We start from the raw sequence: 21,069 nt of genomic DNA on the forward strand, positions 1-21,069 counted from the left end.
GACATAATAAAACTCCCCTTATAGTTTCTAGTGAAAATTTTTATTTTTTCACTGTCCACTATAAGGGGAGTATATCAATAATACTTCTCGGTTTTTCTATTTAATAAAACAAAAAAACCTTGATTTCTCAAGGTTTCCTACACGTTCTTACTCCGCCAACAGGGCTCGAACCTGTGACATCATGATTAACAGTCATGCGCTCTACCGACTGAGCTATGGCGGAAAAAATAGTCCGTACGGGATTCGAACCCGTGTTACCGCCGTGAAAAGGCGGTGTCTTAACCCCTTGACCAACGGACCATTTATTCTACAGAACAATAATTAGTATAATATAGCTCCAATCGTTTGTCAATATATTTTTACTATTTTTATCAACTTGACAGACTGAACCCTTTAATGTAAAATAAAATGGTTACTAGCGGTTCCATAGCTCAGCTGGATAGAGCATTCGCCTTCTAAGCGAACGGTCGCAGGTTCGAATCCTGCTGGAATCATTTTATCCCATCAGATTAGGTGGGATTTTTTTCTTGCCATAATTTGTAAGTCACATACATCATAGGAAGTATAACCCCAACCAAAGCATATTCATGAAACATTCTGGACAAGATTGTAGCACAAATTACCCCAAGCATAAAGCTAATTATGGTTATAAATATATTTCGTCCTATCTTTATCAACTTCTTATTTTTTTCCATTATTCCTTTGAACCAAATAAAGGCTGCATTTTTGACATTACCAGTCATCATTACATTTGCATATGGAACACCCCTTAAAGTTCTAAATGTTTCAACTTGTATAGAAGCTACAAAAGCTAAGATAGCCATGGTATAAAATGAAGACATAACCGGTGTCAGTATAACAGCAATTAATACAAAACATAACATAATGACACTGCTACCTAAATGCCAGGGATAGTGTCTTTTTAGAAAGTAATTTTTCACCAAATAGGTAAAAAATTGCCCACATACAAAGAAGAAAATAGGAATTAGAAAATGGATGGTATTTGTAAAATTCCCTTGTCCCAATTGATTAGCTAAAAGAATAACATTTCCTGATTGAACACCTGCAAAGCGACCACCTTGAGTTAAATATGTAAAAGCATTTAGATAACCACTTATAAAAGTTAAACAACTTGCGATACGAAGTCCTTCAAAAACTCTATATTTCCTCACTCTTTGTCTCCCATGTTTCACATGAAACTATTTATGGTAAGGACTTCCCTGTTGAATCATAAAAGCCCTATAAATTTGCTCTATCAATACTAATCGCATTAATTGGTGTGGTAGGGTCAATTTTCCAAAACTCATCAATAAATTTGCCCTGTTCTTAACAACAGAATCTAATCCCAAACTTCCACCAATAACAAATGTAATATCTGAATAACCACTAGTTGTAATAGTATCTAATTTTTTACTAAATTCCTCTGAAGGGAATTGAGTTCCTTCAATCGCCAATACAATAACAAATTCTCGATCAGAGATTTTTGACATAATGCGATCAGACTCTTTTTTCAGAATTTGTTCATTCGCTGCCTGACTAGCATTGTCTGGTGTTTTTTCATCTTGTAGTTCTATGAATTCAAGCTTCGCAAACCTTCCCAACCTCTTTGCATATTCGCTTATACCATCTTTTAAATATTTTTCTTTCAGTTTACCAACGGTTATCAATTTTATTTTCATAAAAATATTGTAACATATCCACAGGTTATTCTCAGTAGTTGATTATAAAAAATTCTCTATAAATCTGTAGTTATACACATACTAGTAAAAGTTATCCACAGCTTGTGGATTGATTTTTGAAAAATTTAAGTTATAATTAAGAAAGTAATTGTAATCTTAAAGCGAAATTTAAGAAAGTAATTGTAATCTTAAAGCGGAATTGGGAAACTAGGAGGAACCTTTTAATGAAAAAATTATTGAAATTTGTTATTTTGTTTGTTGTTGGATTTTTAGGAGGAATTGGTGGGTATTACTTTGCTTCATCAACTCTGACTCAAGGAAATTCTACTTCAAATCAAGCAAATACAACCAGTGTAAGCAGTGTTCAATATAGCAACGAAACTTCCACCACTAAAGCTGTGGAAAAAGTTCAAGATGCTGTTGTCTCCGTTATCAATTATCAAACTCAATCATCGGATAGCCTCAGTTCTATTTTTGGTAACATTGAAAGTTCAGATGAGCTAGCTGTTGCTGGAGAAGGTTCAGGTGTTATTTATAAAAAAGATGGTGATACAGCATATATTGTTACAAACAACCACGTAATTTCAGGTGCTGAAAAAATCGATATACTTTTGGCTTCTGGAGAAAAGCTTAGCGGAGAACTCGTAGGTGCAGATACTTATTCAGACATTGCTGTTATCAAAATTGCTGCAGATAAAGTGACCACTATTGCTGAATTTGCTAATTCAGACACAATTAAAGTTGGAGAAACTGCGATTGCAATTGGTAGCCCATTAGGAAGTGTCTATGCAAATACAGTAACCCAGGGGATTATTTCTAGTCTCAGTCGTACAGTAACTTCACAAACAGAAGATGGCCAAACAATCTCAACAAATGCTATCCAGACTGATGCAGCCATTAACCCAGGTAACTCAGGTGGACCACTTATCAATATTCAAGGACAAGTTATCGGTATCAACTCAAGTAAAATAACCTCTAGTTCTGTCAGCAGTTCAGGAGTTGCAATAGAAGGAATGGGCTTTGCAATTCCCTCAAATGATGTTGTACAGATTATTAATCAATTAGAAACAAATGGTAAAGTTACTCGTCCAGCTCTTGGTGTACAAATGGTCAATCTAACAGACCTATCTACTAGTCAATTAGAAAAAGCAGGATTAGCAAATACAGACTTAACATCTGGAGTACTAATTGTATCTACTCAACCAGGTTTGCCAGCTGATGGAAAATTTGAACCATATGATGTCATTATTGAAATCGATGGTGAAACCATTGAAAATAAGAGTGATTTACAAAGTGAACTTTACAAGCATCAAATTGGCGACACCATAACTGTTACCTATTATAGAAATAATAAGAAAATGACTGTTGACATTAAGTTGACACATTCAACGGATGATTTGTCATAAGATAATGTTTAAATAGACTTTACACAATTGTAAAGTCTATTTATTTTTGTTAGAATAACCGTATGGAAGAACTACACTATCTCAAAATAAAAGACATTCAGGCCAATCCCTATCAACCAAGATTGCATTTTGATGAAGAAAAATTATTGGAATTAGCTCAATCTATCAAAGAAAATGGCGTCATTCAACCTATTATTGTTCGCAGATCACCGGTGATTGGTTTTGAGTTACTTGCTGGTGAAAGACGATTAAGAGCTAGTCAACTAGCGGGATTAACAGAGATTCCAGCAGTCATCAAGCATCTATCTGATGATGATTTACTCTACCAAGCTATCATAGAAAACTTACAACGCTCTGACCTTAATCCTATTGAAGAGGCTCATTCCTACGAAAAGTTGATAGAAAAAGGCTTAACACATGATGAGATTGCTCAAATCATGGGAAAATCACGACCATATATCACTAATCTTCTTCGCTTACTCCATTTATCCGAATCTACGAGGCAAGCAGTAGAAACAGGAAAAATCACACAAGGGCATGCTAGACAGCTAGTAGCACTATCAGAGAAACAACAAGCAGAATGGGTTCAAAAAATCCAAGAAAAGGATATCAGCGTACGAAAATTAGAAACAATACTATCCTCTAAAAAGAAAAAAACAATTAGAAAATCCAACCAATTTATTTCAGAAGAAGAAGAGAAATTAGCAAAACTACTTGGAACCAAAGTAACAATCCAACAAAAGAAAAATGGATCGGGACAACTGACTATTCACTTTCAAAACATCGAAGAATTTGAAAGAATTATCAACAGTCTGAAATAGCATTGTTTATATTTTTATTCTATATACAAGGTTTTCCACAAGAAAATGTTTAAGAAATTCACTCGTATAGACTGTTTATTTGATTTATTCACATATTGTGGATAACTTTTATAAACAGTGTGGATTTTTTTAACACCTGTGGAAAACTTTTCTTTTTTATGGTAAACTATTAGGACGATAATAAAAAGAAGGGAGGATGTTATGAATCAAGAACAACGTTTTTGGCATCGTTTTTTAGAATTGGTGCAATCGAATTTTAAACCGTCTGTATATGACTTTTACGTTGCTGATGCAAAACTACTTACTATTCAACATCATACTGCCAAAATATTTCTGAATCGTGACTTCAAAAAAGAATTTTGGGAAAAGAATTTTGAAGAATTAATGGTAGCTGCAAGTTTTGAAGTATACGGTGAACCTATTACGATTCTGTACCAGTTTACTGAAGAAACTACACAATATACTCCTCAGAGTGGGGCAATACAACCAATAGAAAATAACATAGCTGAGGCTGCACCTGCTGAAATTCTTCCTACTGTTCATCCTGATATTAAACCTCAATATACATTTGAAAACTTTGTGCAAGGAGACAATAATCAATGGGCAAAAGCAGCCGCACTGGCTGTCTCTGACAATCTGGGAGGCTTGTACAATCCATTATTTATTTTTGGAGGCCCAGGACTCGGTAAGACACATATTTTGAATGCAATTGGAAATAAGGTATTAAGTGATAACCCTCACGCGCGAATTAAGTATGTCTCTTCAGAAACCTTTATCAATGACTTTTTAAAACATCTGCAATTAAACGATATGGATAGTTTTAAGAAGACCTATCGGAATCTAGATTTGCTACTCATTGATGACATTCAATCATTGAAAAATAAGGCCTCTACGCAAGAAGAGTTTTTCAATACATTTAATGCACTCCACACCAAAGATAAACAAATTGTATTGACAAGTGACAGAAACCCTGATTTCTTAGATAACATTGAAGAGCGCTTGGTAACACGTTTTAAATGGGGATTAACAAGTGAAATAACTCCGCCAGATTACGAAACGCGAATTGCGATTCTACGAAATAAATGTGATGAATCGCCCTATACATTCACCAATGAGACACTCTCTTATCTAGCAGGACAATTTGATTCCAACGTTCGTGATTTAGAAGGAGCATTGAAAGATATTAATCTTTTGGCCTCCATGCGAAATCTTTCTGAAATTACCGTTGAAGTTGCAGCAGAGGCTATTCGTTCTAGAAAACAAACAAGTCCTCAAAACCTAGTCATACCAATTGAAAAAATTCAAAATGAGGTAAGCAATTTTTACGGTGTTAGTGTAAAAGAATTGAAGGCCTCTAAACGAGTGCAACATATTGTTCACGCGCGCCAGGTGGCTATGTATCTAGCAAGAGAATTGACCGATAACTCTCTTCCAAAAATAGGAAAAGAATTTGGTAATAGAGACCATACAACTGTCATGCATGCCTACAATAAAATAAAATCTCTCTTGTTAGATGACGATAATTTAGAAATAGAGATAACTGCTATAAAAAATAAAATCCGCTAAGTTGTGGATAACTTCTATCAAAACCCGCCAAGTTATCCACAATTTGTGAACAAGTAGAAATCCTTGATTTATCTATAGTTTTTTAAGTTATCCACACTTTTCACAGAACCTACTATTACTATTAACCTTATAGATACTAAATAAAGGAGAATCCATGATTCAATTTTCAATAAATAAAACTATTTTTTTACAAGCATTGAATGTTACTAAAAGAGCTATCAGTAGTAAGAATGCTATTCCAATTCTTTCAACTGTTAAAATTTCAGTAACAAGTGAAGGAATTACTTTAACAGGTTCAAATGGACAAATTTCAATTGAACACTATATTTCCACTCAGGATGAAAATGCTGGTTTATTAATCTCTTCACCAGGTTCTATTCTTTTAGAAGCTGGATTCTTCATCAATGTTGTTTCTAGCATGCCGGATCTAGTATTAGATTTCGCTGAGATTGAACAAAAGCAAATTGTTTTAACCAGTGGAAAATCTGAAATTACTTTAAAAGGGAAAGATTCTGAGCAATATCCTCGTTTACAGGAAGTTCCTACCTCAAAACCTCTGATATTAGAAACAAGTACACTTAGACAAACCATCAATGAAACAGCCTTTGCGGCCTCTACCCAGGAAAGTCGTCCAATTTTGACCGGTGTTCACTTTGTTCTGACAGAACATAAGAATCTAAAAACAGTAGCAACAGACTCGCACCGAATGAGTCAACGTAAACTAGAATTAGACACATCAGGAGATGACTTTGATGTTGTAATCCCAAGTCGATCCCTTCGTGAATTTACAGCTGTCTTTACAGATGATATTGAGACAGTAGAAGTATTCTTCTCCAATAATCAAATTCTATTTAGAAGTGAATCAATTAGCTTCTATACTCGGCTATTAGAAGGAACATATCCAGATACTGATCGTTTGATTCCAGTAGAATATAAAACAACAGTTGTTTTTAATACTTCTTCCTTACGCCACTCTATGGAACGCGCACGCTTACTGTCAAATGCTACTCAAAATGGTACTGTAAAACTAGAGATTACCAATAGCAAAGTTTCTGCCCACGTAAATTCGCCAGAAGTTGGACGGGTGAATGAAGAATTAGACACCGTCGAAGTATTAGGTGAGGACTTAGTAATCAGCTTTAATCCAACTTATTTGATTGAAGCTTTGAAAGCTACAACTAGTGAACAAGTGAAAATTAGCTTCATTTCTTCAGTTCGACCATTTACCTTGGTGCCAAATAATGATGGTGAAGACTTTATTCAATTAATAACCCCAGTTCGCACAAACTAATATGAACAAGAACGGCCAAATAGGCCGTTTTTATGTTATACTAAAAAAATAATACTCTGTAATAATGAATGTGACTAGTGATGGGAAATAGATGACTTTATATATCTTAGCAAATCCGAATGCAGGTAGCCATACTGCCAATAGCATCGTATCAAGCATTAAGGATAATTATCCGCAATTTTCAATTATAGACTCAATCCTAGAGGGAAAAAGACAAAGCATATATGTTTTACAGAGTTCTTTTGGAACAGTTGTGAATAGCATGGATATTGGGTTTGCAGCACAAGTAATCAATAGTTCTACAGATTCAGCTTTAAAAAGAATTTTAAATAAAATTAGGTAAATTAACTTACTTATTTTTTAATATCAGAACCCTATTTTCAAAGCAATCCATTAATATATAAGTGATTCTTGATGAAAAATCCTATCCATTAGACAATCTCTTTTTTCTTTCGATAGCCAACAGTAGTTATTTTGGTGGTGGAATTATGATTTGGTCAACAGCAAGTGCTAAAAAGAAAGAAATTGATCTTGTTTACTTTGAGAATGGTTCGTTTTTTCAATGAGTTCAGTCATTGTTATCTATGGTTTTGAAAAAGCATGAATTATCACCAACTATTCGTCATCTAACTCGTTTACACGTAGTACTTAAATCAAATGAAAAACTTTTATTACAGATGGATGGAGAGATTACTACAGCAAACGAAGTAAGTTTAATCTATCAAGAAAGAAGTATGTATCTTTAAGGAGGAAGTATGTATCAATTAGGATCCTTTGTTGAAATGAAAAAGCCTCATGCTTGTGTCATCAAATCGACCGGAAAGAAGGCCAATAAGTGGGAAGTAATCCGTCTAGGAGCGGATATCAAAATCCGCTGCAGCAACTGTGACCATGTAGTGATGATGAGCCGGCATGATTTTGAGAAAAAAATGAAGAAAGTTCTGCCAAGCGAAGGCTAGTTGACAACTTGCAACCGTTGGTTGCGAACATTTCTAAAGTATTGCTAGTCAGCGACTCATGTCTAAGTTATACTAAACTTAGAAATCAGGAGGAATCTATCATGACTCAATTAGCCCAACAAATTCGAGCTTTACGCACAGCTAAGAATCTATCCCAAGATGGACTGGCAGAGAAACTCTATATTTCCCGTCAGGCTATTTCCAAATGGGAAAATGGTGAAGCAACGCCAGATATTGATAAACTGGTCCAGCTGGCAGAAATTTTTAATGTCAGTCTGGACTATCTGGTTTTAGGAAAAGAGCCTGAGAACAATACCAAGACAACAAGAGCATATCAAACAGCAGAGCAAAAAATGGATATTTGGCAATTTATTGCTGGCTATTGGTGGATAGTGCTCTCTATTTTGGGATTTTTATCTTGGTTTCTACCTCATATTTTGCCATCTATTTTTGGATGATAGAGAGCTTGTTGATTCGCAAGCTTTTTTTCAAACTTTCTGCTATAATAGTAATGATCGAATTTTTAATTGGAGAGTAATAAACATGGCTTTAACAGCAGGAATCGTAGGTTTACCTAACGTAGGTAAATCAACCTTATTTAATGCAATTACAAAGGCAGGAGCGGAAGCAGCAAACTACCCGTTCGCAACAATTGATCCGAACGTCGGTATGGTGGAAGTACCTGATGAGCGGTTACAAAAATTGACCGAACTCATTACCCCTAAAAAAACAGTGCCAACTACTTTTGAATTTACCGATATTGCTGGTATCGTCAAAGGTGCTTCAAAAGGTGAAGGGCTTGGAAATAAATTCTTGGCCAATATCCGTGAGGTGGATGCCATCGTTCACGTTGTTCGTGCTTTTGATGATGAAAATGTCATGCGTGAACAAGGCCGTGAAGATGCATTTGTGGATCCAATCGCAGATATTGATACCATTAACCTAGAATTGATTTTGGCGGACCTAGAGAGCATCAACAAGCGTTATGCGCGTGTTGAAAAAATGGCCCGTACTCAAAAAGACAAGGATTCTATAGCAGAATTTACGGTTCTTGAAAAAATTAAGCCAGTTTTAGAAGATGGAAAATCTGCCCGTACCGTATCATTTACTGATGAGGAACAAGAGATTGTGAAACAGTTGTTCCTTTTGACTACTAAGCCAGTACTCTACGTAGCCAATGTTGATGAGGATAAGGTAGCTAATCCAGACACTATCGCATATGTCCAACAAATTCGTGATTTTGCTGCGACAGAAAATGCAGAAGTGGTGGTGATTTCTGCGCGTGCAGAAGAAGAAATTTCAGAACTAGATGATGAAGACAAGGGTGAGTTTTTGGAAGCTCTTGGTTTAACAGAATCTGGCGTGGACAAATTAACCCGTGCAGCCTACCACTTACTTGGATTAGGTACTTACTTTACAGCAGGAGAGAAGGAAGTACGTGCATGGACTTTCAAACGGGGGATTAAAGCACCTCAAGCTGCAGGTATTATTCACTCAGACTTTGAAAAAGGCTTTATCAGAGCAGTAACCATGTCCTACGATGATTTAATCAAGTATGGTAGCGAAAAGGCTGTAAAGGAAGCTGGACGTCTTCGTGAAGAAGGAAAAGATTATATCGTTCAAGATGGTGATATCATGGAGTTCCGTTTTAATGTCTGATAGCCAACAATTCCCATTCTCTAATGCTGTATTTACAAAGTGCTTAGGTAGAGGAATCGATATAAAAAGAGTTCGTAGAATAATAGGACTAGTATTCGGTTGGGAAGTATTTTCCAGCCTTTTGGTATTTCTAATTGTTTAGTTTGTTTTTAGCACTAGGCATCGAACTATTTGCAGTACTAGAGTACAGCAAAGTGAGTGGGAAAGAACTTGACCAGGTCAAAAAGAGTACCCCATCACTTCCAAATATGTAGGTTCGGGCTTCTATGGTCACCTTCTAATTTTACAGTGACCAGCTGAAACAGTTTCCCAAACGAGCCTCGCTTTTATTTTTTTAGCTCGGGTTAAAACAGTCACTTCCCTGACTGTTTTAATCCACCCCACTGGACTATTTTGACACAAACTTCGTTTGTTTTATTTCCTACCTCTAACAATCTCCCAGATTGTTAGAGCAATCAACCACTGCGCTGAGATGTTGACACGAACTCTGAGAAGTTGTCCTGGGCTTGAGCCTAGCCTCATCTGGAAATAAGGAAACGGTTCAATGAAGTAATAAAAGATAAACTAAATGACAATAAGGAGGATAAATGACACGATTGATTATTGGTCTAGGGAATTCAGGAGACCGTTATTTTGAAACCAAGCATAATGTTGGTTTTATGCTTATTGATAAAATTGCTAAGCGTGAAAATGTAACCTTTACCCACGATAAGATTTTTCAAGCTGATATTGCAACAACTTTCATAGATGGAGAAAAAATCTTTTTAGTTAAACCAACTACGTTTATGAATGAGTCAGGAAAAGCTGTCCATGCTCTGATGACCTACTATGGTTTAAACGAAAAAGATATTTTAGTTGCATACGATGATTTAGATATGGCTGTTGGGAAAATTCGTTTTCGCCAAAAAGGTTCTTCTGGCGGCCATAATGGAATAAAATCTATCGTTAAATATATTGGAACACAAGAATTCGATCGGATTAAAATTGGAATTGGTCGCCCTAAAGGGAAGATGAGTGTTGTCAATCATGTCTTATCAGGATTTGATGCAGAGGATCGCATTGAAATTGATTTAGCACTAGATAAACTTTACAGTGCTGTCAAGTTTTATTTAGAAGAAGATGATTTTGAAGCAATTATGAGAAAGTTTAACGGATAATGAATATATTAGATATTCTTCACAAGAATAAGCAAATCCACCAATGGCAGTCGGGATTGAATAAATCAACTAGGCAATTGCTGTTAGGGCTTTCTGGAACGAGTAAATCTTTAGTCATGGCTACTGCTTATGATTGTCTAGCAGAGAAAATAATGATAGTGACTGCTAGTCAGAATGAAGCTGAAAAGCTAGTAGCAGATTTAACAGCGATAATTGGCAGTGAGAATGTTTACAACTTCTTTACAGACGATAGTCCGATTGCAGAGTTTATATTTGCCTCAAAAGAACGAATCCAGTCAAGAATTGATAGCTTGAATTTTTTGACTGACACCACTCGGTCAGGTATTATTGTTGTCAGTATGGCAGCTTGTAGGGTTTTATTGCCAAATCCAGTAACCTATAAAAATGCGAAGATTCAAATTGAAATAGGTCAAGAATTTGAAGTTGACACTCTTGTAAAGAAACTAGTTAATATTGGTTATAAGAAAGTGTCTCGTGTCTTAACACAGGGAGAATTTAGCCAACGTGGTGATATACTAGATATTTTTGATATGCAAGCAGACTCACCATATCGCTTGGAATTTTTTGGAGACGAGATTGATGGTATTCGAATTTTTGATGTGGATAGTCAAAAATCTTTAGAAAATCTAGATAAAGTCATCATTTCTCCTGCTTCAGATATCCTTTTGTCTTCGGAAGATTTTAAGCGAGCGAGACAAAAAATTCAAATAGCCATTGAACATTCAAGTATAGAAGATCAGCAGTCTTATTTACGCGAAGTATTAGCAGATATGCAAGCGGAGTATAGACATCCAGACTTGCGTAAATTCTTATCTTTTTTATATGAAAAATCATGGACCTAATTGGACTATCTACCTAAGAGTTCTCCTGTATTTTTAGATGATTTTCATAAAATTGCTGACAAACAAGCACAGTTTGAAAAAGAGGTTGCTGAATTATTGACAGATGATTTACAAAATAGTAAATCCGTGTCAAGTCTTAAGTATTTTGCATCAACGTATTCAGAATTAAGAAAATATAAACCTGCTACCTTCTTTTCGAGTTTTCAAAAGGGGTTGGGAAATGTAAAATTCGATGCACTTTATCAATTTACACAATACCCTATGCAAGAATTCTTCCACCAAATTCCACTTTTAAAGGAAGAATTGACTCGGTATGCTAAGTCAAAGAATACGGTCATTATTCAAGCAAGTTCTGAATCAAGTTTACATACTTTACAAAAATCTTTACAAGAGTATAATATCCAACTACCATCTTATCCATCAGATAAGTTGGTAGAAGGTCAACAACAAGTTACTATTGGCCAATTTACAGCTGGGTTTCATCTGATGGATGAAAAGCTTGTTTTGATTACTGAAAAAGAGATTTTTAATAAAAAAATTAAGCGTAAGGTTCGAAAAACGAATATTTCTAATGCTGAGCGCATAAAGGACTATAGTGAGCTAGCTGTTGGTGACTATGTAGTTCACCATGTTCACGGTATTGGTCAGTATTTAGGAATTGAAACCATCGAAATTTCAGGAATTCATCGTGATTATCTGACTGTCCAATATCAAAATGCAGATCGAATTTCCATTCCAGTCGAACAAATAGATCTTCTCTCCAAATACTTAGCATCTGATGGAAAAGCTCCAAAAGTTAATAAATTAAATGATGGTCGTTTCCAGCGAACAAAACAAAAAGTTCAAAAACAAGTAGAAGATATAGCAGATGATTTAATTAAACTATATGCTGAGCGTAGCCAACTAAAAGGCTTTGCCTTTTCACCAGATGATGAGAATCAGGTTGAGTTTGACAACTACTTTACACATGTGGAAACCGACGACCAACTTCGTTCCATTGATGAAATTAAGAAGGACATGGAAAAAGACTCTCCAATGGATCGTTTATTAGTAGGAGATGTTGGTTTTGGTAAAACAGAAGTAGCTATGCGTGCTGCCTTTAAAGCTGTCAATGATGGCAAACAGGTTGCTGTTCTTGTACCAACGACTGTTCTGGCCCAACAACATTATGTGACTTTCCAAGAACGATTTGCAGAATTTCCTGTAAATGTGGATGTTATGAGTCGTTTTAAAACAAAGGCAGAGCAGGAAAAAACACTTGAGAAGTTGAAAAAAGGACAAATTGATATCCTGATTGGGACCCATCGTCTTCTATCAAAAGATGTTATTTTTGCAGATTTAGGTTTACTGGTCATTGATGAAGAGCAACGGTTCGGTGTTAAACATAAAGAACGGTTGAAAGAATTGAAAAAGAAAATTGATGTCTTAACATTGACTGCTACCCCAATTCCTCGTACTCTACAAATGTCTATGCTAGGGATAAGAGACTTATCGGTAATTGAGACTCCACCGACCAATCGGTATCCTGTTCAGACATATGTGATGGAAACAAATCCATCTGTAATTCGAGATGCAGTTCTACGAGAAATTGATCGTGGAGGTCAGGTTTACTATCTTTACAATAAAGTTGACACCATTGAACAGAAAGTATCTGAATTAAAAGAATTAGTTCCAGAAGCTACTATAGGATATGTTCATGGTCAAATGTCAGAGATCCAATTAGAAAATACTCTCTATGCCTTTGTAGAGGGTGAGTATGATATTATAGTGACCACAACAATCATCGAAACAGGTGTTGATATTCCAAATGCTAATACACTGTTTATTGAGAATGCAGATCACATGGGACTGTCAACTCTTTATCAACTTAGAGGACGTGTTGGCCGTTCCAGTCGGATTGCCTATGCCTATCTCATGTACCGTCCAGACAAGTCCTTGACAGAAGTAGCTGAAAAACGTTTGGAGGCAATCAAGGGCTTTACAGAACTAGGATCAGGTTTCAAGATTGCTATGCAGGATTTGTCTATTCGTGGTGCAGGTAATATTTTAGGTGCTGCCCAGTCAGGATTTATTGATTCTGTAGGCTATGAACTATATTCACAATTGCTAGAACAGGCTATTTTAGAAAAACAAGGCAAGGCGGCTCAGCGTCAGAAAAGCAACTCTGAGATTAACCTACAGATTGATGCTTATCTACCAAGTGACTACATTGCTGACCAACGGCAAAAAATCGAAATTTACAAACGCATCAAGAGCATTGACAGTCGTGTAAACTATCAAGAATTACAAGAAGAATTGATAGACCGTTTTGGTGAATATCCAGATGTTGTTGCATACTTACTTGAAATTGGACTTCTTAAATCTTACCTGGACCAGGTCTTTTGTTGTACGGTTTTAAAACGACAACATCAGGTGATTATCACATTTGAACCGATGGCAGGTCAAATTTTTCTAACGCAAGATTATTTCGAAGCACTTTCTTCCACTAATTTAAAAGCTCAGATAACAGAAAATAGAGGAAAGTTGGAAATTATTTTTAATGTTCAACAGAAAAAAGAATATGAGATTTTAGGAGAAATGATTTGTTTTGCTGAAAAGTTGCAAGAAATAAAGGCTAGAAAGGCAGAATAAATTTCTCAATTGATCGAAAAAATGGTAGAATATTTACTTGAGGTAAAGGTATGAGACTAGATAAATATTTAAAAGTTTCTCGCATTATCAAGCGTCGAACAGTTGCAAAAGAAGTAGCTGATAAGGGAAGAATAAAAGTCAATGGCATTTTAGCAAAATCTTCAACAGATTTGAAAATGAATGATCAGATTGAAATCCAATTCGGCAATAAACTACTCACTGTTAAAGTACTTGAAATGAAAGATTCTACAAAAAAAGAAGATGCACTGAAAATGTATGAAATAATCAGTGAAAAAAGGATAGAAACAGATGAAAAAATCTAACATCCTCCAACTGAATAATTCGTTTATTCAGTCAGAACGCCAAAAAAATCAACATTTTCACGAAGAACGACAACGAAAAAATCGTTTTATGGGAGCCATACTTGTTTTAGTCATTTTTTTGTTTATATTGCCTACTTACAACTTAGTTCAAAGCTATGGTAAGTTGCAAGAAAATGAAAAGAAATTGGTTGAATTAGAAACACGGTATGAAGAATTAGTCGATGTTGAAAAGCAAGAATCTCAATTGGTAACCAAATTAAAAGATGAAGATTATGCTACCAAATATGTTCGAGCAAAATATCAATACTCTAAAGAAGGGGAATTTGTCTACAATATTCCAGGGTTACCGAATGACTGAGTCTATTTTACAAATTGTGGAGCAATTTTTACAGCATTCTGACGAAAAATTAGAAGAATTATCGAAAAAAAATAGGGAACTGAAGCTAGAAGAAAAGGAAGCATAGAATAGAGAGGAAAGGAGGGAATATGCAGAAAAAACTGATCGTATGGTTGTTACCAATTTTATTTGGATGGCAAGTGGTTGATAGTACTGAAATACCGTTTGAACTCACAGCGCAAGAAGAATATGAATTAACGCAAACTGTTTATGATCAGTATTTTCAAACAATCCCTCAAAATCCAAATGTTTTTCAAACTGAAAGTATCTATTCTGATGTAAACTTGACTCAGGTAAGTGGACAAATAAAACCAAATCAAGATTTTTCTATCACAGGTGTAGCAATCAATGAAAGGAAAGAGTTAGTGTATCAATTAGATAATACTCACTATATTCTTGCAAGTAAACAGCTACTCTTTGATGATACGATTGTGACCGAATCCACTGTAGAACAAACTTATTGGCTTAAACAAGGATTTACTGTATTGTCTTCCCCAATTTCTAATCAAGCAAAGGAATTGAAAACAGACTTGCGGGCCTATCAAGCAATTACCATTTCTAAAATTGCGACAACTGCCATTGGAGACTTTGCCTATATCAGTGATAAAGGCTGGATTTCACTAAAAGATTTATCAGAAAAAGACAATAGAATGGAAGCTGTTCAAGCATTACTGAGTAGCAACTATTCAAAAAATAATATAGGAATTTATGTAAAAGATTTAACAACTGAAACGGAAGCAGGTGTCAATCAAGACAAGATATTTTATTCTGCAAGTATTGCTAAGCTCCCTATTTTATACTATGTCCAAGAGCAACTGAATGCTGGTCAAGTTGCTTTGAACACTACAGTCAAATATACAGCAGAATCAATCTCATTTAATGGGGCATATAAAGTCTCTGGTAGTGGTTCCTTATCAAAAATACCCGATAACAAAGACTACACCATTGAGGAATTAATCAATAAAACAGCTAAAGAGTCAGATAATATTGCAAGTAATTTACTTTCATATTATATAGCAAATAAATTTGATGATGATTTTTTTCAAGTGACGACTGCTGTTACAGGTAGTAAATGGGATATGGTTTCACGTGAAACATCAGCTCAAGTTGCAGGAAAAATGATGGAAGCCTTATATGAACAAAATGGCTATGTCATAGAAAGTTTATTATCTACCCAATTTGATAACCAACGCATTTCAAAAGATATTCCAGTTCCAGTTGCTCATAAGATTGGTGATGCAGATGATGTGAAACATGATGTGGCAATTGTATATGCAGAATCTCCTTTTGTTTTATCCATCTTTACGGATAAATCAAGCTATGATGAGATTACTCAAATCGCAAATGATATTTATGGTATATTAAAATAAATGAAAAAAAATTTTTTAAAAGTGACACAGGAAGGTCACTTTTTTGATAAACACAAGAAAGTATTAGTGGCCGTATCAGGTGGTTTAGATTCTATGAATCTATTTCATCTCTTGTACGAATACAGTAAAGAATTAGGAATTGAACTTGGACTTGCCCATGTCAACCATGGACAAAGAGAGGAATCTGTTACTGAGGAAAAATATCTCAAACAGTTAGCAAAAGATTGTGAAGTACCTTTCTATTTATCCCGCTTTGAAGGAATATTTTCAGAAGAAGCAGCACGTAAATGGCGCTATACATTTTTTGCTGAAGTTATGGAGAAAGAGGGATACACTGCTCTAGTCACAGCCCATCATGCTGATGATCAAGCTGAGACGGTGTTGATGCGTTTGATAAGAGGGAGTCGACTGCGCCACCTATCTGCCATTAAGTCTATTCAACCCTTTGCCTCAGGTGAGCTTATACGACCACTACTATCTTTCCATAAAACCGAGTTTGAAGACTTATTTCACTTTGAAGATAGTAGTAATACAGATTTGGGATATTTTCGAAATAGAGTCAGAAATAACTACATTCCACAGTTTAAACAAGAAAATCCTAAAATTGATGTGGCACTCAATCATCTAGCAGATGATACCAATTACATCTATCAAGCATTACGAGACTTAACAAAGGATATATCAACAACTGACTTGGTAAGTTTTCAACAACAGACACCTGCGGTTCAACGCGTCTTAGTTGAAGAGTATTTAGATACTTTTCCTGATTTACAACTCTCTCGTTCTCAGTTCGAGCAATTGATACATATATTACAATCAAATAAGAACTATTATCATATATTAAAAAATGACTATGTACTAGAGAAAAACTATCAGAATTTTCGTATCTATAAAATAGGACCAGAGACGTATAGCCAACAGAAAAATATCGTGATAAAATCAGAAGGTATTTTTTCATATGATTCTTATATTTTTTCTCTGAACTACCCCTTAAAAGATGCGGATTGGGTAATTTATTTTCCAACAGATGAACCAATTTTATTAAGAGGAAGACAAGCAGGAGATACTATCCTAGTAAATGGTATCACTAAAAAAATCCGTCGCTGGTTTATTGACCATAAAATTCCACAAAAAATTAGACAAGAGGCTATTATCATCGAACAATCGGATAAAATATACGGAATTGTAAAACTAGTGACTAGTGATTTGAGTAAATTTGCAAAGAATGATATAATTAAGGCTACCTTATATATAAAAATGAAAGAGTAGAACAACTATGTTGGACAAAGATATAAAGAAAATTCTTGTTTCAGAAGAAGAGATATTCGAAAAAAGTAAAGAACTCGGACAAATTATTGCGAAAGAATATGCTGATAAGAAGCCACTTCTCGTTGGTATTTTGAAAGGTTCTATTCCTTTTATGGCAGAACTTATCAAACATATTGATGCCCATATTGAAACAGACTATATGGTTGTTTCAAGTTACCATGGTGGTACTGAAAGTAGTGGGACAGTTAAAATTATCAAAGACTTAGACAATAGTGTTGCTGGGCGTCATATTATTTTTGTAGAAGATATCATTGATACTGGTCGCACACTGAAAGAATTAAAAGAACTCTTTGCGTTGCGACAAGCTGCATCAATTAAAATTGCTACACTTCTAGATAAACCTGAAGGTCGTGTTGTTGAAATAGAACCAGACTATACTTGTTTCACCATTCCAAATGAATTTGTAGTAGGGTTTGGATTAGATTATGACGAAAATTACCGTAACCTTCCTTATGTTGGTGTACTCAAAGAGGAAGTTTATACAAAATAGAAAAAGGTTTCTTATAATATTATGAACAATCAACCAAATAAAGGATTTATAAAAAATCCTTTTCTCATTATTCTCGTTATAGCGACCTTGGTTACAGCTTTTCAATTTTTTAATGCTGATCAACAGGTTGCAACACAAGAAATTAGCTATTCACAAGTCATTACGGAATTAAAAAATGACAATGTATCTGAAATTACATATCAACCTGATTCAAGTGTCATCGAAATAACAGGTACATATAAAGAAGAACAAGAAGCTAATGATGAACTCGCATCTTCTATCAAATTATTCCAAGTCTCTAGTACAATCAAATATAAAAACTTTAAGGCTCTAATACTTCCATCTGAAACAAGTTTGTCAGAATTACAAACACTTGCGGATGAACATGGTGTTAAAGTTACAGTTAAACCAGAGAGTACAAATGGCTTATGGTTTAGTATCTTGTTAAATCTTGTTCCACTCATTATTTTTGGTGTATTTTTCATGATGATGATGAACCAAGGTGGCGGTGGAGCACGCGGAGCAATGAACTTTGGTCGAAACAAAGCTAAAGCTCTTGAACAAAGCAATATAAAAGTACGTTTCTCAGACGTCGCAGGTGCAGAAGAAGAAAAACAAGAACTGGTAGAAGTTGTTGAATTCTTGAAAGATCCTAAACGTTTCACGAAATTAGGTGCTCGTATTCCAGCCGGCGTCCTTTTAGAGGGCCCTCCGGGAACAGGTAAAACACTACTTGCTAAAGCTGTGGCTGGTGAAGCCGGTGTACCATTCTTTTCTATTTCAGGTTCTGATTTTGTTGAAATGTTTGTTGGTGTTGGTGCTAGTCGTGTACGTTCACTTTTTGAAGATGCTAAAAAAGTAGCCCCAGCCATTATTTTCATCGATGAAATTGATGCCGTTGGTCGCCAACGTGGCGTCGGCATGGGTGGCGGTAATGATGAACGCGAACAAACTCTTAACCAACTCTTGATTGAAATGGATGGTTTTGAAGGAAACGAAGGAATTATTGTTATTGCTGCAACAAACCGTAGTGATGTACTTGATCCAGCTTTGCTTCGTCCAGGGCGTTTTGACCGTAAAGTATTGGTTGGCCGTCCAGATGTTAAAGGTCGCGAAGCTATTCTTAAGGTTCATGCTAAAAATAAACCACTTGCAGCAGACGTTGATTTAAAATTAGTAGCACAACAAACACCAGGTTTTGTTGGAGCTGATTTAGAGAATGTTCTAAACGAAGCGGCACTTGTCGCAGCTCGACGAAATAAAACGATTATTGATGCATCTGATATTGATGAAGCAGAAGATCGTGTCATTGCAGGTCCATCTAAGAAAGATCGTAAGGTGTCTGCTAAAGAACGTGAAATAGTTGCCTACCATGAAGCGGGACACACAATTGTAGGTCTTGTTTTATCAAACGCTCGTGTGGTACATAAAGTAACTATCGTCCCACGTGGTCGTGCAGGAGGTTACATGATTGCACTACCTAAGGAAGACCAAATGCTTCTTTCAAAAGATGATATGAAAGAACAATTGGCAGGCCTTATGGGTGGACGTGTAGCAGAAGAAATTATCTTCAATACACAGACCACAGGAGCGTCAAACGACTTCGAACAAGCAACGCAGATGGCGCGTGCAATGGTTGCAGAGTATGGTATGAGTGAAAAAATGGGTCCAATGCAGTATGAAGGGAACCATTCAATGTTTGGTGGTCAAACGACTCAGAAATATATTTCAGAACAGACTGCTTATGAATTAGATAATGAAGTCAGAGACTTATTAAATGAAGCTCGAAACAAAGCAGCAGATATTATCCAGTCAAACCGTGAAAAGCATAAACTCATCGCTGAGGCATTGCTCAAATATGAAACACTTGATAGTGTCCAAATAAAATCACTCTATGAAACAGGAAAAATGCCTGAGCATACTGAACATGGTGAGGACGATGTCCATCCACTTTCATACGATGAGATAAAAAATAAAATGAATGATCAGTAATAAAATAATTCAAAATATAAATGATTATTCAAAATAGATTTCCATAGCGCTCGTGATTAAGAGCGCTATGTTTGTTATTTAGGGAAATATACAAAGAAACTTCTCTTAGATATTAGTACAAAAATAAATGAAAATACAGTTGAAAATATAGTATCCCAAATTTCAAGTTGAAATTAGCCACCCATAAGAAATTCACTCGGCGACTTGTAGTCCAAGCATTTTTTAGGGTAGTTGTTCATCCAATTTTCGATAAAAGCGACTTCTTTCGAGGTCGTTTTCTTGGTTCCTTTTGGTAACCATCTCCGAATCAATCGATTGTGATTTTCATTTGTTCCCCTCTCCCATGAAGAGTAGGGATGCGCATAGTAGATATACTCCTCAGGAAACACTTCAGCCAGACGACTAAATTCTGTACCGTTATCTGCAGTAATAGACAGAATACGATGTTCCCTCAAGATTCCCTCCAGTGCCTGATTGACTGATTCAGTGGTTCTGTTAGGTATCAGACGGATGATTTGGTGTCTACTCCGACGGTCGGTTAAGACTAAAAGACAATGATTTTTCACTCTAGTTAGTAGAACTGTATCAATTTCATAGTGACCATTTTCTAAGCGAAGATTAATAACTTCAGGACGTTCTTCGATAGATTTGCCTGCTGGTTTAAAGTTAGGACTAGCTTGCTTCTTGAAACTTTTCCCTTTTCTAGGATAAAGCATGTCTGCTTTCGTCAATCCTAAATGGCCATTATGAAACCAATAGTAAATGGTTGAAATGCCAACTTTCATTTTCTTCTTCTTAACCATCATTTCAGGAGAAAATTTTTGCTTAGTATAGTGTACTATTTTCTCTTTCAATTCTTTCGTTAGGATTATCTTTTTCACCGATCGATTTCGATTAGTTTGGTATACCGTTTGTGCATAGTCGGCAGAATAGACTTTTTTGTACAGCCCTTTTCGCACTTGTTGTAAGGTTGTCCCACAATTGACTTCGTTATTAATCGTCTGAGGAGCCTTTCCAAGCAACCCTACAATTTCACGATTGTACATATTTTCATTTTTCCATCGTTCAATCAGGCGACGGTTATCCATTGTCAAATGTTTGCCTTTTGGTGTATAATGTTTTTGCATCTCTGTGCC

At 35.6% G+C, this 21,069-nt stretch carries 19 protein-coding genes, 3 tRNA genes and 1 pseudogene; 18 read left to right on the top strand and 5 right to left on the bottom strand.

The features are described from left to right. Positions 1–150: 150 nt before the first annotated feature. Together ACPC57_RS09535 and ACPC57_RS09540 are read right to left on the bottom strand one after the other, a co-directional pair. A tRNA-Asn gene (locus ACPC57_RS09535) sits at positions 151–223 on the bottom strand. Between the two features lie 5 nt (positions 224–228). After that, a tRNA-Glu gene (locus tag ACPC57_RS09540) sits at positions 229–300 on the bottom strand. A gap of 120 nt (positions 301–420) precedes the next feature. Here ACPC57_RS09540 and ACPC57_RS09545 point away from each other — a divergent pair. Further along, a tRNA-Arg gene (locus tag ACPC57_RS09545) sits at positions 421–494 on the top strand. 15 nt (positions 495–509) lie between these two features. Here the strand turns inward: ACPC57_RS09545 and ACPC57_RS09550 are convergent. After that, entirely contained in the window at positions 510–1,193 is a 684-nt protein-coding gene (locus ACPC57_RS09550) for a YoaK family protein (protein WP_418126881.1), read from the bottom strand. A 6-nt stretch (positions 1,194–1,199) separates the two neighbouring features. Further along, complete coding sequence (rlmH, locus tag ACPC57_RS09555; RefSeq protein ID WP_130554909.1) at positions 1,200–1,679, bottom strand: 23S rRNA (pseudouridine(1915)-N(3))-methyltransferase RlmH; 480 nt, start codon at positions 1,677–1,679, stop codon at positions 1,200–1,202. Between the two features lie 224 nt (positions 1,680–1,903). On the opposite strand from rlmH, the gene ACPC57_RS09560 reads away from it, so the two are divergent. The 17 genes and pseudogenes from ACPC57_RS09560 (at position 1,904) to ftsH (ending at position 19,933) form a co-directional block, all read left to right on the top strand. Then, positions 1,904–3,085: a trypsin-like peptidase domain-containing protein gene (locus tag ACPC57_RS09560; protein WP_277844837.1), complete on the top strand. Its 1,182-nt coding sequence runs from the start codon at positions 1,904–1,906 to the stop codon at positions 3,083–3,085. A gap of 62 nt (positions 3,086–3,147) precedes the next feature. Then, the gene (locus ACPC57_RS09565; protein ID WP_274504412.1) at positions 3,148–3,906 is read left to right on the top strand and encodes a ParB/RepB/Spo0J family partition protein; all 759 of its coding nucleotides are present in this window, start codon (positions 3,148–3,150) and stop codon (positions 3,904–3,906) included. 201 nt (positions 3,907–4,107) lie between these two features. Beyond that, positions 4,108–5,472 carry a chromosomal replication initiator protein DnaA gene (gene dnaA, locus ACPC57_RS09570; protein ID WP_434065929.1) on the top strand — a complete coding sequence of 455 codons (1,365 nt, stop codon included), beginning with the start codon at positions 4,108–4,110 and terminating at the stop codon, positions 5,470–5,472. Between the two features lie 154 nt (positions 5,473–5,626). After that, entirely contained in the window at positions 5,627–6,763 is a 1,137-nt protein-coding gene (dnaN, locus tag ACPC57_RS09575; protein ID WP_217374447.1) for a DNA polymerase III subunit beta, read from the top strand. Positions 6,764–6,854: 91 nt separating this feature from the next. After that, on the top strand, positions 6,855–7,106 hold the full coding sequence (locus ACPC57_RS09580; protein WP_254451614.1) for a hypothetical protein: 252 nt from the start codon (positions 6,855–6,857) through the stop codon (positions 7,104–7,106). A gap of 412 nt (positions 7,107–7,518) precedes the next feature. After that, positions 7,519–7,722 (top strand): DUF951 domain-containing protein, encoded by a 204-nt coding sequence (locus ACPC57_RS09585; protein WP_024404576.1) that lies wholly within the window; start codon positions 7,519–7,521, stop codon positions 7,720–7,722. A 101-nt stretch (positions 7,723–7,823) separates the two neighbouring features. After that, the gene (locus ACPC57_RS09590; RefSeq protein WP_174846273.1) at positions 7,824–8,180 is read left to right on the top strand and encodes a helix-turn-helix domain-containing protein; all 357 of its coding nucleotides are present in this window, start codon (positions 7,824–7,826) and stop codon (positions 8,178–8,180) included. Between the two features lie 85 nt (positions 8,181–8,265). Then, entirely contained in the window at positions 8,266–9,381 is a 1,116-nt protein-coding gene (gene ychF / locus ACPC57_RS09595; protein ID WP_217374450.1) for a redox-regulated ATPase YchF, read from the top strand. A 587-nt stretch (positions 9,382–9,968) separates the two neighbouring features. Then, positions 9,969–10,538 (top strand): aminoacyl-tRNA hydrolase, encoded by a 570-nt coding sequence (pth, locus tag ACPC57_RS09600; protein WP_434066848.1) that lies wholly within the window; start codon positions 9,969–9,971, stop codon positions 10,536–10,538. Beyond that, positions 10,538–14,032: pseudogene (gene mfd, locus ACPC57_RS09605) on the top strand (transcription-repair coupling factor). The gene pth and the pseudogene mfd overlap by 1 nt, the downstream one beginning before the upstream one ends. Before the next feature lie 50 nt (positions 14,033–14,082). Continuing rightward, on the top strand, positions 14,083–14,355 hold the full coding sequence (locus ACPC57_RS09610) for an RNA-binding S4 domain-containing protein (protein ID WP_130555441.1): 273 nt from the start codon (positions 14,083–14,085) through the stop codon (positions 14,353–14,355). Further along, on the top strand, positions 14,342–14,713 hold the full coding sequence (locus tag ACPC57_RS09615; RefSeq protein WP_130555442.1) for an FtsB family cell division protein: 372 nt from the start codon (positions 14,342–14,344) through the stop codon (positions 14,711–14,713). The genes ACPC57_RS09610 and ACPC57_RS09615 overlap by 14 nt, the downstream gene beginning before the upstream one ends. Further along, a complete protein-coding gene (locus tag ACPC57_RS09620; protein WP_130555443.1) occupies positions 14,706–14,819 on the top strand; it encodes an SP_0009 family protein in 114 nt (37 codons plus the stop codon). Before ACPC57_RS09615 ends, ACPC57_RS09620 begins: the two co-directional genes overlap by 8 nt. A 22-nt stretch (positions 14,820–14,841) precedes the next feature. Beyond that, positions 14,842–16,122 (top strand): serine hydrolase, encoded by a 1,281-nt coding sequence (locus tag ACPC57_RS09625; protein WP_434066849.1) that lies wholly within the window; start codon positions 14,842–14,844, stop codon positions 16,120–16,122. Then, positions 16,123–17,391, top strand: a complete 1,269-nt coding sequence (tilS, locus tag ACPC57_RS09630) for a tRNA lysidine(34) synthetase TilS (protein WP_274504415.1) — start codon at positions 16,123–16,125, stop codon at positions 17,389–17,391. It begins immediately after the preceding gene. A gap of 7 nt (positions 17,392–17,398) precedes the next feature. Next, positions 17,399–17,941, top strand: coding sequence for a hypoxanthine phosphoribosyltransferase (gene hpt, locus ACPC57_RS09635; protein ID WP_130555446.1), 543 nt, complete (start codon positions 17,399–17,401; stop codon positions 17,939–17,941). A gap of 21 nt (positions 17,942–17,962) precedes the next feature. Next, positions 17,963–19,933 (top strand): ATP-dependent zinc metalloprotease FtsH, encoded by a 1,971-nt coding sequence (ftsH, locus tag ACPC57_RS09640; RefSeq protein WP_217374455.1) that lies wholly within the window; start codon positions 17,963–17,965, stop codon positions 19,931–19,933. Positions 19,934–20,106: 173 nt separating this feature from the next. Here the strand turns inward: ftsH and ACPC57_RS09645 are convergent, their stop codons facing one another. Next, the gene (locus tag ACPC57_RS09645) at positions 20,107–21,060 is read right to left on the bottom strand and encodes an IS30 family transposase (RefSeq protein WP_434066850.1); all 954 of its coding nucleotides are present in this window, start codon (positions 21,058–21,060) and stop codon (positions 20,107–20,109) included. Positions 21,061–21,069 lie beyond the last annotated feature (9 nt).

Origin of the sequence: Streptococcus sp. VTCC 12886 (assembly GCF_049893425.1) — a bacterium.
In the GTDB taxonomy this organism is placed as follows: Bacteria; Bacillota; Bacilli; order Lactobacillales; family Streptococcaceae; genus Streptococcus; species Streptococcus suis_AA.